Annotated in this window: 15 protein-coding genes; 4 read left to right on the top strand and 11 right to left on the bottom strand. The window is 68.8% G+C overall.

The window, feature by feature from the left end:
- Positions 1-20 precede the first annotated feature (20 nt).
- The 10 genes from nirD to V8J36_RS12645 all read right to left on the bottom strand — a co-directional run bounded on the left by nirD (position 21) and on the right by V8J36_RS12645 (position 11854).
- Entirely contained in the window at positions 21-356 is a 336-nt protein-coding gene (nirD, locus tag V8J36_RS12690; RefSeq protein WP_336467665.1) for a nitrite reductase small subunit NirD, read from the bottom strand.
- Positions 353-2797, bottom strand: a complete 2445-nt coding sequence (gene nirB / locus V8J36_RS12685) for a nitrite reductase large subunit NirB (RefSeq protein ID WP_336467664.1) — start codon at positions 2795-2797, stop codon at positions 353-355. Before nirB ends, nirD begins: the two co-directional genes overlap by 4 nt.
- An 11-nt stretch (positions 2798-2808) precedes the next feature.
- Positions 2809-3246 (bottom strand): globin family protein, encoded by a 438-nt coding sequence (locus tag V8J36_RS12680; RefSeq protein ID WP_336467663.1) that lies wholly within the window; start codon positions 3244-3246, stop codon positions 2809-2811.
- Complete coding sequence (locus V8J36_RS12675; protein ID WP_336467662.1) at positions 3246-4907, bottom strand: ABC transporter ATP-binding protein; 1662 nt, start codon at positions 4905-4907, stop codon at positions 3246-3248. The genes V8J36_RS12680 and V8J36_RS12675 overlap by 1 nt, the downstream gene beginning before the upstream one ends.
- A 5-nt stretch (positions 4908-4912) precedes the next feature.
- Positions 4913-5986: an ABC transporter permease gene (locus V8J36_RS12670; RefSeq protein ID WP_336467661.1), complete on the bottom strand. Its 1074-nt coding sequence runs from the start codon at positions 5984-5986 to the stop codon at positions 4913-4915.
- A 102-nt stretch (positions 5987-6088) separates the two neighbouring features.
- On the bottom strand, positions 6089-7453 hold the full coding sequence (locus tag V8J36_RS12665; RefSeq protein ID WP_336467660.1) for a CmpA/NrtA family ABC transporter substrate-binding protein: 1365 nt from the start codon (positions 7451-7453) through the stop codon (positions 6089-6091).
- 294 nt (positions 7454-7747) lie between these two features.
- Positions 7748-8923, bottom strand: a complete 1176-nt coding sequence (locus V8J36_RS12660; protein ID WP_336467659.1) for a CmpA/NrtA family ABC transporter substrate-binding protein — start codon at positions 8921-8923, stop codon at positions 7748-7750.
- Complete coding sequence (locus V8J36_RS12655; RefSeq protein ID WP_336467658.1) at positions 8920-9504, bottom strand: ANTAR domain-containing response regulator; 585 nt, start codon at positions 9502-9504, stop codon at positions 8920-8922. The genes V8J36_RS12660 and V8J36_RS12655 overlap by 4 nt, the downstream gene beginning before the upstream one ends.
- A gap of 90 nt (positions 9505-9594) precedes the next feature.
- Positions 9595-10233, bottom strand: coding sequence for a sulfite oxidase-like oxidoreductase (locus tag V8J36_RS12650; protein ID WP_336467657.1), 639 nt, complete (start codon positions 10231-10233; stop codon positions 9595-9597).
- 37 nt (positions 10234-10270) lie between these two features.
- Entirely contained in the window at positions 10271-11854 is a 1584-nt protein-coding gene (locus V8J36_RS12645; RefSeq protein ID WP_336467942.1) for an MFS transporter, read from the bottom strand.
- Between V8J36_RS12645 and V8J36_RS12640 the strand changes: the two genes are divergently transcribed.
- The 4 genes from V8J36_RS12640 to copM all read left to right on the top strand — a co-directional run bounded on the left by V8J36_RS12640 (position 11760) and on the right by copM (position 14563).
- Positions 11760-12044: a hypothetical protein gene (locus V8J36_RS12640; RefSeq protein ID WP_336467956.1), complete on the top strand. Its 285-nt coding sequence runs from the start codon at positions 11760-11762 to the stop codon at positions 12042-12044. The genes V8J36_RS12645 and V8J36_RS12640 overlap by 95 nt on opposite strands.
- A 122-nt stretch (positions 12045-12166) precedes the next feature.
- Complete coding sequence (locus V8J36_RS12635) at positions 12167-12349, top strand: hypothetical protein (RefSeq protein WP_336467656.1); 183 nt, start codon at positions 12167-12169, stop codon at positions 12347-12349.
- 489 nt (positions 12350-12838) lie between these two features.
- The gene (locus V8J36_RS12630) at positions 12839-13981 is read left to right on the top strand and encodes a pyridoxal phosphate-dependent aminotransferase (protein WP_336467655.1); all 1143 of its coding nucleotides are present in this window, start codon (positions 12839-12841) and stop codon (positions 13979-13981) included.
- A gap of 213 nt (positions 13982-14194) precedes the next feature.
- Positions 14195-14563, top strand: a complete 369-nt coding sequence (gene copM / locus V8J36_RS12625; protein ID WP_336467654.1) for a CopM family metallochaperone — start codon at positions 14195-14197, stop codon at positions 14561-14563.
- Between the two features lie 156 nt (positions 14564-14719).
- Here copM and V8J36_RS12620 read toward each other — a convergent pair whose 3' ends face one another.
- A complete protein-coding gene (locus V8J36_RS12620; protein ID WP_336467653.1) occupies positions 14720-15466 on the bottom strand; it encodes a hypothetical protein in 747 nt (248 codons plus the stop codon).

Genomic DNA, 15466 nt, shown 5'->3' with positions numbered 1-15466 from the left:
AACCCCCCCCGCGCCCGTCCTCAGGCCGCGCTGCGGCGGCGCAGCAGGCTCGCATCCAGCAGGACGCGGCCGTTCTCGACCTTGGCGGGATGGCTGCGGGTGACGTAGTCATCCGCGCCCTGCGCCTGCCCGGTCGACAGGTCGAAGACCGTGGAATGCAGCGGGCAGGTCACCTTGTTGCCATGCACGATCCCCTCGCTCAGCGGTCCGCCCTTGTGGGGGCAGCGGTCATCGAGCGCGAAGACCTCGTCCTCGTTGGTGCGGAAGACCGCGACGCAGCCCTCGGCGGTCTTCACGACCCGCGCGCCCTGGCGCGGGATGTCGTCCAGCGATCCGATGTCGACGAACAGGGTCATTCCGCGGCCTCCCGGGTGAAATCCGCAAGCGGTTGCCATTTGGGGCGATCCTCGGGGCGGGCACGCTCCGCCCAGGGGTCCTTCTGATAGACCGACTGGCTGATCAGGAACCGGTCATAAAGCGCGCGGCGGCTGTCGATATCGGCCACCACCCGTTCCTTGACCCAGTCGAGCCCGACCTTCGCCACCCATTTGTAGGGCCGGTCCAGATACTTGGCGTTCTCGCGGTAGAGCTGGATGAAGGCCGCCGTGATCTCGAGCGCCTCTTCCTCGGTCGCGACATCGACCAGGCGTTCGGTCTCTTTCACGTCCATGCCCGCGGCCCCGGCGACGCCGATCTGATAGCCGCTATCGACGCAGATGATGCCCACGTCCTTGCAGGTGGCCTCGGCGCAGTTCCGCGGGCAGCCCGACACCGCCAGCTTGACCTTGTGCGGCGTCCACGACCCCCAGAGCAGCTTCTCAAGCTTGATCCCGAGCCCGGTCGAGTCCTGCGTGCCGAACCGGCACCAGTCCGAGCCGACGCAGGTCTTCACCGTGCGCAGCCCCTTGGTATAGGCGTGGCCCGAGACCATGCCCGCGTCGTTCAGATCCGCCCAGATCGCCGGCAGGTCTTCCTTCTTGATGCCCAAGAGGTCGATCCGCTGGCCACCGGTGACCTTCACAGCCGCGCCGTACTTGTCGGCGGCGTCCGCAATCGCGCGCAGTTCCTTGGCGTCGGTCATCCCCCCCCACATCCGCGGCATCACCGAATAGGTGCCGTCCTTCTGGATGTTGGCGTGGTTGCGCTCGTTCACGAAGCGGCTCTGCGGCTGGTCCTCATAGTCCAGCGGCCAGTCGGCCAGCAGGTAGAAGTTCAGCGCCGGGCGGCAGGAATGGCAGCCGTCCTTCGACTTCCAGCCCAGTTCCTGGAAGACCGCCGGCTGCGATTTCAGCTCCATCGACTTGATCAGGCGACGCACGTCCTCGTGGGTGTGGTCGGTGCATTTGCACATCGGCATCGAGGTGGGCATGACGAAGTCGTCGCCCAGCGTCACCGCCATCACCTGTTCCACGAGGCCGGTGCAGGTCCCGCAAGAGGAGCTTGCCTTGGTGGTGGCGCGCACCTGGTCCAGCGTGGTGGCGCCGCCCTTGATGGCCTCGACGATCTTGCCCTTGCACACGCCGTTGCAGCCGCAGATCTCCGCCTCAGGCGGCAATGCTGCAACGGCCGCCATAGGGTCCAGTGCGGCCCCCCCCTGGAAGGCCGGGCCGAAGATCAGCGTCTCGCGCATCTCCGACACGTCGGCGCCGTCCTTCATCAGGCCGTAGAACCAGTTGCCGTCGGCGGTGTCGCCGTACATCACGGCGCCGATGATCCGGTCGCCCTTCAGCACCAGCCGCTTGTAGACCCCGCGCGAGGGGTCGCGGAACACGATGTCCTCGCGGCCCTCGCCCTCGGCGAAGTCGCCCGCCGAAAACAGGTCGCAGCCGGTGACCTTCAGTTTGGTCGAGACTTCCTTCGACACGAAGACCGCGTGCTGGCCGTTCAGCGTGGCCGCCACGACCTTCGCCTGGTCGTAAAGCGGCGCCACCAGCCCGAAGATCGCACCCTGATGCTCGACGCATTCGCCAAGGCTCAGGACATCGGGGTCCGAGGTGACCATGTGGTCGTCGACGAGGATCCCGCGGTTCACCTCGAGCCCGGCCTCTTTCGCCAGCTGGGTGTTCGGGCGGATGCCCACCGCCATCACCAGCAGGTCGCAGGGCAGCTCGGTCCCGTCGGCGAGCGCCAGCGCGCGGACATGGCCGGCCTCGTCGCCCAGGATCTCTTTCGAGTTCGCCTGGCAGAGGACGTGGATGCCCTTGTCGTTCAGCGCCTTGCGCAGCAGGTAGCCGGCGCTTTCGTCCAGCTGGCGCTCCATCAGGTGGCCCATGATGTGCACCACGGTGACATCGACGCCCCGCGCCGCCATCCCGGCCGCAGCCTCAAGCCCCAGCAGGCCCCCGCCGATGACGACGGCCTTCGCGCCGGGCTTGGCGCCAAGGTCGATCATCGCCTGGGTGTCTTCCAGGTCACGATAGGCGATGACGCCCTTCAGGTCCTTGCCCGGCAGCGGGATGATGAAAGGGTTCGAGCCGGTGCCGATCAGCAGCTTGTCGTAAGCCACTTCGCCCCTCTCGCCCACGACCACCTTCCGCGCGCGGTCGATCGACACGACCTTCTCGCCGAAGCGGCAGTGGATGTTGTGCGCGGCATAGAAGCTGTCGTCATGGGTGACGATCTGCTCGTAGGTCTTTTCGCCCGACAGCACCGGCGACAGCATCAGCCGGTTGTAGTTGCCGCGCGGCTCGGCGTTGAACAGGGTCACGTCCCAGTCGGCCGAGGCGGTTTCGAAAAGGTGCTCCAGAGCCCGGCCGGAAGCCATGCCTGCACCGATGACGACAAGTCTCTTCTTCATGTCATTCACCCTCAGGTGTGGGAGGTTTCGGGGGCGCCGCCCGTGTAGGCGGCACGGATCATGATCTGGCTGAGCGCGGTGAAGGCCGCTTCCCAGGCGTGGCGCGTGTCTTCCGACCACGAGGCGCCAAGGCCGTGTTCCAGCGTCCACAAGAGCGCGTCACCGACGGGGCGGTAGAACTCGGGCTTGACGCCGTAGCGGACGTGGTCCTGGGCCAGCTCCTCGATCGCCGGCACCAGATGCGAGGGCTCGTCGAGCATGCTCACGATGGTGCCGAGCATGTTCCACAGCTTCTCGGACTGGCGGAACATGTCCGATCCGGCGAAGAGGGGGCGCACCTCGGGGGCGATGGTGAAGAGCCGGCCATAGAACATGCCCGCGGCCTGCCCCTTCACCTGGTCCAGCAGCCGGTAGCTGGCGCGGACCAGAACGACCTGGTCGGGGCTCATCACGCGGCATCCTTCTTCTTGTGGGCCCCATGCTCGTATTCCTCGAGGAAGCCGAGGATCTCTTCGCGATAGGTCCAGTAGTCGGGATGCTCGAGCAGGGCCTTGCGGGTGCGCGGCCGCGGCAGCTTCACCTCGGTGATCTTGCCGATCGTCGCGCGCGGCCCGTTGGTCATCATCACCACGCGGTCGGCCAGCAGGATCGCCTCGTCGACGTCATGGGTGACGCAGACCGCGGTGACCTTGGTCCGGCTCCAGACCTCCATCAGCACTTCCTGCAGCTCCCAGCGGGTCAGGCTGTCCAGCATCCCGAAGGGCTCGTCCAGCAGCAGCAGCTTCGGCGAGAGCGCGAAGGCCCGCGCGATGCCCACCCGCTGGCGCATGCCGTTCGACATGTCGGCCGCGGCCTTGTCCATGCTGTCGCCCAGGCCCACGCGTTCCAGGTAGTATTCCACCACCTCCTGCCGTTCGGCTTGGCTGGCCTTCGGGTAGACCTTGTCGACGCCGATCGCCACGTTCTCCTTGGCCGAGAGCCAGGGGAAGAGCGAGGGCGACTGGAACACCACCGCCCGTTCCGGGTCCGCGCCCTCGACGTGGTAACCGTCGAGCTTGATGGCGCCCTTCGAGATCGAGTTCAGACCGGCGGTCATCGTCAGCACCGTCGACTTGCCGCAGCCGGAATGGCCGATCAGGCTGACGAACTCGCCCTTCTTCAGGGTCAGGTTGAAGTCCTCGACGACCGTCAGCGGGCCCTTCGGCGTCGCGTAGATCTTGTGCAGCTGCGAATACTGCAGGTAGCGCTCGTCGGTGGCGCTTTCCTGCGCCTTAGCGACCGCCTGCGGCAGCGCATGGCGCGGGGTGACGTTCGGCAGGTTCCGCGTCTCGGCGGCCTTGCCGGCGATCCCCACGTCCATCAGGTACGAGGTGACGTTGGCGCGCAGTTCCTTGAAGATCTCGTCATGGTTCATCGCGGCGCGGTCGCGCGGCCGGGCGAGCGTGACCGGGAATTCCTGGCCCAGCGTGCCGTCGGGGTTCAGGCAGATGATCCGGTCGGCCAGCACGATCGCCTCGTCGACGTCGTTGGTGATCAGCACGACCGTGCGCTTGTCCTGCTCCCAGATCGCCTCGATCTCGTCGGCGAGGTTCGCCCGCGTCAGCGCGTCCAGCGCCGAGAGCGGCTCGTCCATCAGCAGCACTTCCGGCTCCATCGCCAGCGTGCGGGCAATGCCCACCCGCTGGCGCATGCCCCCTGACAGCTCGGCCGGGCGACGTTCGGCGGCATGGCCAAGGCCCACCATCGAGACGTATTTCGCCACCATCGCCGCGCGCTCGGCCTTGGACTTGCCCTTGTGGACCGCGTCGACCGCCAGCGCCACGTTGCCCGCCACCGTCAGCCAGGGCATCAGCGAGTAGGACTGGAAGACCAGCCCGCGCTCGGGGCCCGGGCCGTCGATCGGCGCGCCCTTGAAGGTGACGGCGCCTTTCGACGGGGTTTCCAGACCGGCCATCAGGTTCATCAGCGTGGATTTCCCGGTGCCGGAAAATCCGAGGATCGCCAGGAATTCGCCTTCGCGGACCTCGAGGTTGATGTCGCGAAGCACATCCGCTTTCTCAAGACCTTCGCCGAAGGACTTGAAGACATGAGAGAACTTGAGGATGCCCATCGCGCTCACCGGGTCTTCGAGTAGGTGAAGAGCGACTGCAGGGCGAACATCACGCGGTCGAGCATGAAGCCGATGATCCCGATGGTGAAGACCGCGACCATGATCTTGGCCAGCGACTGCTGCGAGCCGTTCTGGAACTCGTCCCAGACGAACTTGCCCAGGCCCGGGTTCTGCGCCAGCATCTCGGCGGCGATCAGAACCATCCAGCCCACGCCCAGCGACAGGCGAAGCCCGGTGAAGATCAGCGGCAGCGCCGAGGGCAGCACCAGCTTGGTGATCTTTGTCCAGGTGCCCAGCTTCAGCACCTTGCCGACGTTCACCAGGTCCTTGTCGATCGAGGCCACGCCCAGCGCGGTGTTGATCAGCGTCGGCCACAGCGAGCAGAGCGTCACCGTCACGGCCGAGATGATGAAGCTTTTCGCCATGTCCCCAGCATAGAGCGCCGAGACGACCATGGTGACGATCGGCAGCCAGGCCAGCGGCGAGACCGGCTTGAAGATCTGCACGATCGGGTTGATCGCGGCATTGGCGGTCTGCGACAGGCCCGCGGCGATGCCCAGCGGCACGGCGACGGCGGTGGCGATCAGGAAGCCGAAGAACACGGTCTGGATCGAGGTGAAGATCTGCGCGTAATAGGTCGGCTTGCCGGTATAGGGGCGCTCGCGCACCCGCTCGGGGTAGCCGTCCTTGACCAGCTGGGCATTCTTCGCGTCCTGCTCTGCATAGAAGGCGGCGGCCTTCTCACCCTCGGTCACGGCGTCGGCATGCAGCACCTTGGCCTGTTCCCAGACCTCGACCGGCCCGGGGATCGCGCCCAGCGAGGTCTGCACCTGCGGCGCGAGCGCGGCCCAGATGCCGAGGAAGATGGCGATGGCCAGCACCGGCACGCCCAGAAGCTTCCAGATGTCCTTGAGCTGCGCCTTCGGGTTGTCGCCGGCGGCGGCGCGCAGGATCGGGGTGATCCAGGCAAGGCCCAGCACCTTGAACCAGGCGTCGAGCTTGTTGATGCGGGAGAACAGGCGTTCGCGGCGGGCCTCACGGGCCGGATCGGGCATCGCGGACGGATCGATGGCGGTCATGGCGGCGCTCCTTCGGGGGCAGGGCGTGGCGAAATGCGATGGAAAAGACCCGCCGCGGGACGCGGCCGGCGCGGGCCGCGGCGGGAGGAAGAGTGCGTCAGATCAGTTCGTGACCTGGCCGGCGACGACCTTCTGGTCGTCCTTCAGGCCGATGGTCAGGCTGTCGATGTAGGCGTTCGGCGCCTTGCCGTCGTAGCTCACGCCGTCGAGGAACTCGGCGGTCGGTTCGCGATAGCCGTCGGCGTCGAACTCGAACATGTCGGCGGTCACGACACCCTCGGCGACCAGCGCCTCGGCGGCGGCCTTGTAGAGGTCGGGGCGGTAGACCTTCTTGGCGGTCTCGTCGAACCACGCGTCGGGCTTGGCCTCGGCGATCTGGCCCCAGCGGCGCATCTGGGTCAGGTACCAGACCGCGTCCGAGTAGTAGGGGAAGGTCGCGTTGTAGCGGAAGAACACGTTGAAGTCGGCCGCCGGACGCTTGTCGCCCTTTTCATATTCGAAGGTGCCGGTCATCGAGTTGGCGATCACCGCCTTGTCGGCGCCGACATATTCGGGGCGCGACAGGATCTCGACCGCCTCGGCGCGGTTGGCGTTGTCGTTCTCGTCCAGCCAGATCGCGGCGCGGATCAGCGCCTTGGTCACGGCCAGCACGGTGTTCGGGTTCTCTTCCGCGAATTTCTCGGTGAAGCCGAAGACCTTTTCCGGGTTGTTCTTCCAGATGTCGTGGTCGGTGATCACCGGCACGCCGATGCCCTTGGCGACGGCGGCCTGGTTCCAGGGCTCGCCCACCGAATAGCCGAGGATCGTGCCGGCTTCCATGGTGGCGGGCATCTGCGGCGGCGGGGTGACCGAGATCAGCACGTCGCCCTCGATCTGGCCCGAGGTGTCTTCGGGCGAGTAGAGGCCCGGGTTGATGCCGCCGGCGGCCAGCCAGTAGCGAAGCTCGTAGTTGTGGGTCGAGACCGGGAAGACCATGCCCAGGTTGAAGGGCTTGCCCTCGGCCTTGTACTTCTCGATCACCGGCTTCAGCGCGGCGGCCGAGATCGGATGCTCGGGCTTGCCGTCGGCGCCCAGCTTCACGTTCTTCTTCATCTCGTCCCAGATCGCGTTCGAGACGGTGATGGCGTTGCCGTTCAGGTCCATCGAGAAGGGCGTGATCACATTGCCCTGGGTGCCGTAGCCGATGGTCGCGGCGATCGGCTGGCCGGCCAGCATGTGGGCGCCGTCAAGCTCGCCCGAGATGACGCGGTCCAGCAGCACCTTCCAGTTCGACTGGGCCTCGACGGTGACCGACAGGCCCTCGTCGTCGAAGAAGCCCTTTTCCTTGGCGATGGCGATGGGCGCCATGTCGGTCAGCTTGATGAAGCCCAGCGTCAGCTGGTCCTTTTCGATGCCGTCGGTCCAGGCGAAGGCCGAGGTCGCCGACAGAAGCGAGGACAGCACGAGAAGCGAAGCGAAGCGTTTCATTCCAGGTCCCTCATACGATGGCGGCTCGAACTGACTGAGCATGTTGGAAGCCGCGCAAATGAAAATGGCCGCACGATCACCGCCGTCTCTTTCGAGGAAATGGCGGGGTCGAGCGGCTTTGCTCGGTTCCCAAAACTTTGGGGAATGGATGTCGGAACGCCCTTGTTCCGGTGTCTTAAGCTATGCCGCAGCTGCAGCGTGCCTGTCAAAGGTCATCAGGGTGTTAAGGCGAAAATCCGGCGAAAACGCGTTTAGATGTGTGCAGGTGCAGCGAAAATGCTTACAAAACCGTCATCATGTCGTTGCGGGGTCGAATTCCGCGCCATCGAAGAAACGGTTGCGGTTTAGAATCAACCGCCCCTGCGACGCCCCGGCCCCGGCCGGCGCCTCCAGCGCGCCCTCGATCTTTTCCGAGGCTCCGGGCATCGGCGCGCCGGTCCCGGACAGGAACTGACGGTAGAGATCGGCGCGGAACACCGGCTTCGCGGTCTCGGCCGCCCAGACGGGGTCAAGGCCGGTGCGCCCGGCCAGCCGGCGCGCGATCCAGGCCGCCTGACTGCGCCAGGGGAAGGCCGCGCCGCCCTCGTGGAAGACGATGAACTGGTCGGTCTGCACCTCGGCCCCGGCGGGGTCGATCACCAGCCGGCCCTGCATCGCGCGCTCGATCACCTCGGCGGGGACGTTCAGATAGGATTGCCGCGCCAGCACCTCGGAGGCGGTCGCGCGGTTGACCGGGTCGCCCAGCCAGCGCCCGGCGCGCCAGATGGCGCGCGACAGCCGCCCGCCCAGCTCGCGCTCGCTTTCCGCCCAGGAATGGCGCACGGCCAGCACCTTTTCGGGTGCGAAGGACCAGATCGCGGCGCCGGGCAGCAGCAGTTCCGCCACCCCGCGCGCCACGCCGATCGAGCCCCAGGGCTCGCCCACGCAGAAGGCATCGATCTCGCCGGCCTCGACCGCCTCGGCCATCCTCGGCGGCGGCACGGTGCGCACGATCAGGCCCCGTGCGGCATCGAAGCCCAGCGCGTTCAGCCAGTAGTGCACAAGCTCGGCCTGCATCGAGAAGGGGAAGGGCACGCCAAGGCGCAGTCCGCCGTCGCCGGCGGCCGCGATCATCGCCCGGCCCGCGGCGGTGGCATCCTTGAAGTCGAAGCTGTAGCCGTGGTGGCGCAGCGCCTCGGCCAGCCCGCGCGAGACGCCGATCACCGTGCCGTTCACCGACAGCACCTGCAGCGCATCGAGCCGAGGGACCGCGCCCCCCAGCCCCAGCGCGGTGGCGATCGGCACCGGGGCCAGCAGCTGGGCGGCCTCGATCTGTCCGAAGGCCAGCTGATCGCGCAGCATCGACCACGAGGGCGCGCGCCGCAGGTCCAGCGCCAGCCCTTCTTCCTCGGCAAAGCCCAGTTCCTGCGCGACGATCAGCGGACCCGCATCGATCAGCGCGACAAAGCCCAGCGACAGCGTCTCGGTCATTTCAGCAGCTCCGCCGCGGTGACCAGCGCCTGCGCCACGTCGCCGATCTTCTTGCCCTGGTCCATCGCGGTCTTGCGCAGCAGCGCATAGGCCTCGTCCTCGGAAATGCCGCGGGCGCGCATCAGCAGGCCCTTGGCGCGGTCCACGACCTTGCGCTCCTCCAGCGCGGCGCGAGTCGCGGCCAGTTCCGCCCGCATCTTCGAGAACATGTGGAAACGGGCGATTGCCGCGTCGAGCACCGGCTTGATGCGGTCGCCGCGCAGCCCGTCGACGACATAGGCCGACACCCCCGCCTCGATCGCGGCCTTGGTCAGCCCCTCGTCCGAGCGGTCGACGAACATCGCCACCGGCCGTTCCATCGGGCCCGAGGCGATGGCGAGTTCCTCGAGCTGATCGCGCGAAGGGTTCTCGACGTCGATCAGCACGATGTCGGGGCGGCGCTCGGCGATGCGGCGGGCGAGGCCCATCTCTTCGCCCAGAACCTGAATCGTGTGGTCTCCCGACTCGCGCAGCGCATCCACGATCCGCAACGCGCGGTCGCGGTCCTTTTCCACCACGATGATCGACAGACCCTCGGCCATTGGCATCCCTTCCCCGCCGGCGGCACGCCGGGTCGGCCTCAGGTGTAGCCGCCCCGCCGCAGCGCGGCAACGGGGACCGATGCCGCAGGGTCAGCCATACCGCTCTTCGGCCCAGGGATCGCCGCGCATGTGATAGCCGTTGCGCTCCCAGAAGCCGGCCTGATCGGTGCCGATCACCTCGATCCGGGTCAGCCACTTGGCGCTTTTCCAGAAGTAAAGATGCGGGATCACCGCCCTGAGCGGCCCGCCATGCTCGCGCGTCAAAGGCGCGCCCTGCCAATGGGTGGCCAGCATCGCGTCCGGGGCACAGAAATCGGCCAGCGGCAGATTGGTGACATAGCCGTCGGCGCCGTGCAGCAGCACATGGCCCGCGATCTCCATCAGCCCCGCGCGCTCCAGCAGGTCGGTGGTGCGGATCCCGCGCCAGTCGTTGTCATAGCGCGACCAGGTGGTGACACAGTGGATGTCCGAGCGCGCGTCACTTTGCGGCAGCGCCATCAGCGCCGCCCAGTCGAGCGACAGCCGCGTCTCGACGAAGCCGGTCACGTCGAGCCGATAGCGCGCGATGTCGATGGAGGGCTCGATCCCGAGGTCGAGCACCGGCCAGTCGGTCACCAGATGCTGGCCCGGCGGCAGGCGCGCGTCCGCGTCGTGCCGCCCGGTCAGGAACTTGCCCGCCGCCGCCCAGGCGCGCTTGGTGCGAGTCAGCTTGGTCTCGTCCTCGGCCATGTCCGATCCTCCTGCCGCGGATCCTGCCCGCGCCGCGCTATTGCTGCAACTCGGTCGGCGAGGTCGGCTTCAGCGGCATGTCGTCATGCAGCGGCACGGTCTGACGCTCGATCATCCGGTGCACCCGCGGCCGGCCCGGACCGCGGTGCAGGGCCAGCAGCCGTTCGAAATTGTCGAGATCGGCCTTGGTCCGCCGCTCGTTGTGGCGCACGTAGTCGGTCCAGGTGGCGACGTGATAGCTTTCCGTCCAGATGTCGGGGTTTTCCAGGTCGCGCAGCAGCACCCATTGCCGGGCCCCGTCGCGGATCCGCACCCGGCGGCGCGTCGTCATCTCGGCCAGGAAGGCATCGGTATCGCCGGCCGCGATCACGTAGTCGACCATCACCATGATCGGGCCGGACCGCGCGCGCAGGTCGATCTTCAGCTCGGGCTCCTGAAAGCGGCCGGCCGGGTCGAGGTCGAGGTTGGCGAACTGCGCCAGCGGCAGCCAGCGCCCGGCCCCGGCCCCGAACAGCAGCAGCGCCGCGGCCAGCAGCAGCGCCGGCACCACGCCATGCGCCTCGGCCACCAGACCCCAGATCCACGACCCCAGCGCCATGCCGCCGAAGGTGGCGGTCTGATAGAAGCTGAGCGCGCGGCCCACGACCCAGCGCGGCGTCGACAGCTGCACCGTCACGTTGAACAGCGACAGCGCCAGTACCCAGCAGGCCCCCGCCAGCAGCAGCCCCGGCGCCGCCATCCACAGCGCATGCGAAAAGGCCAGCCCCACCATTCCCAGCGCGAAGCCCGCAAAGGCCGCGACGCCGATCTGCTCGTTGCGGAAGCGCGCCCGCACCTGCGCATTGACCATCACCGCGCAGATCGCGCCGAAGCCGAAGAAGCCCAAGCACAGGCCATAGGTCAGCGCCGAGCCGCCCAGGCTCTCGCGCGCGACGATCGGCATCAGCGCCATCGCCGACGAGGCCGCGAAGCCGAAGAGCGACGCGCGTCCCATGACCCGCATCAGGTTCGGCGACATCGCGACATAGCGCAGCCCCGCCCCCAGCGCCTGCGGCAGCGGTTCGCGCGGCAGGCGGGCCGGGGCGCGCTCGGGTCGCCAGAGCCAGAGCGCGAGGATGTTCGGGATGTAGCTGGCCGCGTTCACCGCGAAGGCGGCGGCGGCCCCGGCGATGGCGACGAGGATCCCCCCCAGCGCCGGCCCGACCGAGCGCATCAGGTTGAAGCCCATCGAGTTCAGGCTGACCGCGGCCGACAGGTCCTCGCGCGCGACGATGTCGCCCATCGAGGCCTGCCAGGAGGGGTTGTAAAGCGCGACCCCGGCGCCGATCGCGAAGGTGAAGCCCAAAAGGCCCCAGGGCGAGAGCATGTCGGCCCAGGCGCAGACCGCCAGCCCGATCGAGACCGCCAGCATGAAGCCCTGCGCGGTGATCAGGATCGTCCGCCGCTCGAAACTGTCGGCCAGCGCGCCCGAGACCAGCGACAGCACCATGATCGGCAGCGTGTTCGAGGCCTGCACCAGCGCCACCATGTCGGCCGAGCTGGAGAGCGAGGTCATCAGCCAGCCGGCGCCCACGGTCTGGATCAGCCCGCCGAGGTTCGAGGTCTGCGAAGCGAACCACAGCCTGCGGAACGCGGGGTTCGCGAAGGGGGCGAAGGTCGATGAGCGGCGGGCGATGATGCTGTCCTCCTCCGGCGCCGGCGCGGCACCCCAGAGCCCGGACCGGGGTCTGTCGCGGCCATTTCGCAAAGGAATGCGGGGAAAGACAAGTGGATGCGGACGCGATGGCGTGATCGGCGGCGTGATCGGCTGAAACATCCGCGGCAAGGATCCGCCAGCCGCAGCGCAGCATCACCGATCGGTGAGTTGTGCGGGGGTGCCGGGCGGGCGCAGGCTGCCCATATCGCCCCTGCGGACCACAACAGGAGACGCGCGATGAAACGCAGACCGAGCCCCGCCCTGGCCCTGAGCCCGCTCGCCTTCGCCCTGGCCATGGGCGCCTATGCCGATCCCGGCACCCGCGCCATCGACCGCGAGGCGCGCCTGCCCTCCGAGGACAGTGCACTGGTCATCGACAGCCCGGCCCCCGGACCGCAGCTGCCCGCCGCCCACGCCTGAGCGACGGATGCGGTCCGCAAGGGCTGCAACGCTCAGCCGGAGGGTCGTGCGCGCGCCATGGTCAGTCCGGGCGGCCTGAACGCGTGCCGGCTGCGCCTGGAGTGAGATCACGACGTCTTCGATGCTAGCTGGCGACGTCTGCACGACAGCTCAACGTCGTGAACGCTAAGAGAGCCCCAAACCCGCTTCAGGCTGTGATCGCGCCTCACGCGCGACAAGGGCAAAGCCCCTGCGCCCTCCGTGATCGGCTTGCGGGGCGAAACGGCGGCGCAGGCATCTGCGCAGGCCTTGACCACCACGGCCAGGCTTCCGCAATGGACCCGAGAGGGCCGTGATCACCTCCGCGACAGGATAGCTGTCTGCTCGGCGGACTTTCTGCGGCTTGGTTCTCCGGCGGTCCGCAGCCGGTCGGGCGCCCGTCAGGAGCCCGAGGACAACGCGCACAGGAACCTTGCCGGGCGGCGCGAAATCGGCTTTCTGGGCCGGGCCATGACCCAGGAACGCAAGCCCTCCGCCCCGCTTCTCACCCCGCTCGTCGCGAGCCTGCCCGCAACCGTGCCCTTCGTCGGCCCCGAGGCGCAGGAGCGCGCCCGCGGCGCGGCCTTCACCGCCCGGCTCGGGGCGAACGAGAACGTCTTTGGCCCCTCGCCGCGCGCGATCTCGGCGATGGCCGCCAGCGCGCAGGATGCCTGGATGTATGCCGACCCCGAGGCGCATGACCTGCGCCGCGCGATCGCCGCGGCCGAGGACGTGGCGCCCGCCAACGTGATGATCGGCGAAGGCATCGACGGCCTTCTGGGCCTGCTGGTGCGGATCTGCATCGCCCCCGGCGACGTGGTCGTCACCTCGAAGGGGGCCTATCCCACCTTCAACTACCATGTCGCGGGCTTCGGCGGGCGGCTCGAGACCGTGCCCTACAAGGGCGATGCCGAAGACCCCGAGGCGCTGCTGGCCTTGGCGCGCGAGACCGGCGCGAAGCTCGTCTACCTCGCCAATCCCGACAACCCGATGGGCTCGCACCATCCGAGCCGGGTGATCGAGGCGATGATCGAGCGGATGCCCGAGGGCTGCCTGCTGGTGCTGGATGAGGCCTATGTCGAATTCGCCCCCGAGGGCACCGCGGCGCAGGTCGATCCCGAAGACGGGCGGGTGATCCGGATGCGCACCTTCTCGAAGGCCTACGGGCTGGCGGGGGCACGGGTCGGCTATGCGCTGGGCAGCACCGGCCAGATCGCGGCCTTCGACCGGGTGCGCAACCATTTCGGCATGGGGCGGATCTCGCTGGCGGGCGCGCTGGCGGCGCTGCAGGACCAGGCCTGGCTCGACACCGTGCGGGCCGAGGTCGCGGCCTCGCGCGCGCGCATCGGGGCCATCGCCGCGGCACAGGGGCTGAGCGCCCTGCCCTCGGCCACCAATTTCGTGACCATCGACCTTGGCGGCGACGGCGCGCTGGCACGGGCGACGGTGGCGGCGCTGTCCGCACGCGGGATCTTCGTGCGCATGCCCTTCGTCGCGCCGCAGGACCGCTGCATCCGGGTCAGCTGCGGCCGCGAGGCCGATCTCGACGCCTTCGAGGCCGCCCTGCCCGGCGCCCTGGCCGAGGCCCGCGCCGCCCGCGCCGCCGCCGAGTAGCCCTGCGCAGCCCGCGTGACGCCGGGGCCTGCGATCACAGGCTGCGCAGGCGGCCGGGTGGCTCCTTCCGGGCGGAAAGGCCGCCCGGCGGCGGGGTGATCACGACACCGCGCAGGCCCGCGGCCCGCAACCGGGGCCGCTGACCGTTCCGTGACTTGCCGGAACGACCCCGGCGCCACATCTTGCGTCCAAGCCACCCATACGGAGAGCCAGATGCGCCCCCTCGTCCTCGCCGCCGCCCTTCTTCTACCCGTCGCGGCCATCGCCCAGACCATGGACCATTCCGGCCACGGCATGTCCATGTCGGGCACATCCGCCGCGCAGGACAGCGCCTCGACCGAGGCCTACAAGGCGGCGATGGCGACGATGCATGAAGAGATGATGCAGCCCTATACCGGCGATGCCGATGTAGACTTCGTCAGGGGCATGATCCCGCATCACGAAGGTGCGGTCGCGATGGCGAAGGTCGTTCTGGAGCATGGCAAGGACCCCGAGGTCCGCAAGCTGGCCGAGGACGTGATCGCCGCGCAGGAAAAGGAGATCGCCTGGATGAAGGACTGGCTGGCCAAGAACGGCCACTGAGTCCGGCACCGCGCGGGCCCGGGTGCCGGGCCCGCAGCCCGGCGCGCTGGTCCGGCGGTTTCCGGTCAGGCGCTTTCTGGTCAGGCGCTTTCTGGTAAGGCAGGGCCGATCCGCACGGACCGGCCCGGGACCAGAGACGCGCGAACCGGGGCCCGGTCAGCGGGCCGGGATCACCAGCGTCGCCGTGCCGATGCCCGAGACGCCCGCGGTCAGCGTCGCCGGCCCCGCGATCTCGACCGGGCCGCGGCGGGCCCCGGTGATCACCCATTGCCCGGCCTTCAGCCCGCCGCGCGCCTGCGCGTGGTTGGCCAGCCAGACCAGCGCCGCCAGCGTCCGGGCCGAGCTGCCGCCGGCATTGGTGCCGCCGATCTCGGCGCTGCCGTCGCTCAGGCTGGCCACGCAGTCCGCGATCTCGCGGCTGCGCCAGTCGGCGCGTTCGGCCCCGATGACAAAACCGGCGTTCGACTGCGCATCGGCCAGCCCCGACAGCGGACCCACCGCCTTGCGCACCGCGTAGCGCGAGCCCAGCACCTCGATCGCGGCCGCAGCCTGCCCGAGCGCCGCATCGACCTCGTCCGCGGCATAGGCGCCATCGCGCGGCGGCAGGTCGCGGATCACCTCGATCGCGATCTCGACCTCCAGTTCGGGCAGCGCACCGCCGGCGGGCAGGCTGCCGCCGTCCTCGATGCGCAGCACCATCGGCGCGCAGCTGTGCGCCCCGTCGGCGGCGGTCGCGGCGATCTTCCAGCCCAGCACCGGGCGGCCGGCAACGACGAGGTCCTGCACGCGGTAGGCGGCGGCGGCATCGGCGGGCACCAGATCCCCGGGCAGGTCGGCGGGCCGCTCGCCGGTGGCGGCGGCGCGGGCCAGCAGCTCGGCGGCGGCGGTCAGGGTGTCGGTCAT

It is taken from the genome of Frigidibacter sp. MR17.14 (assembly GCF_037095735.1).
In the GTDB taxonomy this organism is placed as follows: domain Bacteria; phylum Pseudomonadota; class Alphaproteobacteria; order Rhodobacterales; family Rhodobacteraceae; genus Frigidibacter.
The sequence above is the reverse complement of the archived record's forward strand: the minus strand, read 5'-3'. Positions and strand labels throughout refer to the sequence as shown.

Excerpts from the sequence above, each read along its gene's own strand:
- V8J36_RS12660 (WP_336467659.1), bottom strand. The coding sequence starts at position 8,923 with ATGACCGAGACGCTGTCGCTGGGCTTTGTCGCGCTGATCGATGCGGGT.
- V8J36_RS12680 (WP_336467663.1), bottom strand. The coding sequence starts at position 3,246 with ATGAGCCCCGACCAGGTCGTTCTGGTCCGCGCCAGCTACCGGCTGCTG.
- V8J36_RS12635 (WP_336467656.1), top strand. The coding sequence starts at position 12,167 with ATGAAACGCAGACCGAGCCCCGCCCTGGCCCTGAGCCCGCTCGCCTTC.
- nirD (WP_336467665.1), bottom strand. The coding sequence starts at position 356 with ATGACCCTGTTCGTCGACATCGGATCGCTGGACGACATCCCGCGCCAG.
- V8J36_RS12655 (WP_336467658.1), bottom strand. The coding sequence starts at position 9,504 with ATGGCCGAGGGTCTGTCGATCATCGTGGTGGAAAAGGACCGCGACCGC.
- V8J36_RS12630 (WP_336467655.1), top strand. The coding sequence starts at position 12,839 with ATGACCCAGGAACGCAAGCCCTCCGCCCCGCTTCTCACCCCGCTCGTC.
- copM (WP_336467654.1), top strand. The coding sequence starts at position 14,195 with ATGCGCCCCCTCGTCCTCGCCGCCGCCCTTCTTCTACCCGTCGCGGCC.
- nirB (WP_336467664.1), bottom strand. The coding sequence starts at position 2,797 with ATGAAGAAGAGACTTGTCGTCATCGGTGCAGGCATGGCTTCCGGCCGG.
- V8J36_RS12665 (WP_336467660.1), bottom strand. The coding sequence starts at position 7,453 with ATGAAACGCTTCGCTTCGCTTCTCGTGCTGTCCTCGCTTCTGTCGGCG.
- V8J36_RS12650 (WP_336467657.1), bottom strand. The coding sequence starts at position 10,233 with ATGGCCGAGGACGAGACCAAGCTGACTCGCACCAAGCGCGCCTGGGCG.
- V8J36_RS12675 (WP_336467662.1), bottom strand. The coding sequence starts at position 4,907 with ATGGGCATCCTCAAGTTCTCTCATGTCTTCAAGTCCTTCGGCGAAGGT.
- V8J36_RS12620 (WP_336467653.1), bottom strand. The coding sequence starts at position 15,466 with ATGACCGACACCCTGACCGCCGCCGCCGAGCTGCTGGCCCGCGCCGCC.
- V8J36_RS12670 (WP_336467661.1), bottom strand. The coding sequence starts at position 5,986 with ATGACCGCCATCGATCCGTCCGCGATGCCCGATCCGGCCCGTGAGGCC.
- V8J36_RS12640 (WP_336467956.1), top strand. The coding sequence starts at position 11,760 with ATGTCGGCCGAGCTGGAGAGCGAGGTCATCAGCCAGCCGGCGCCCACG.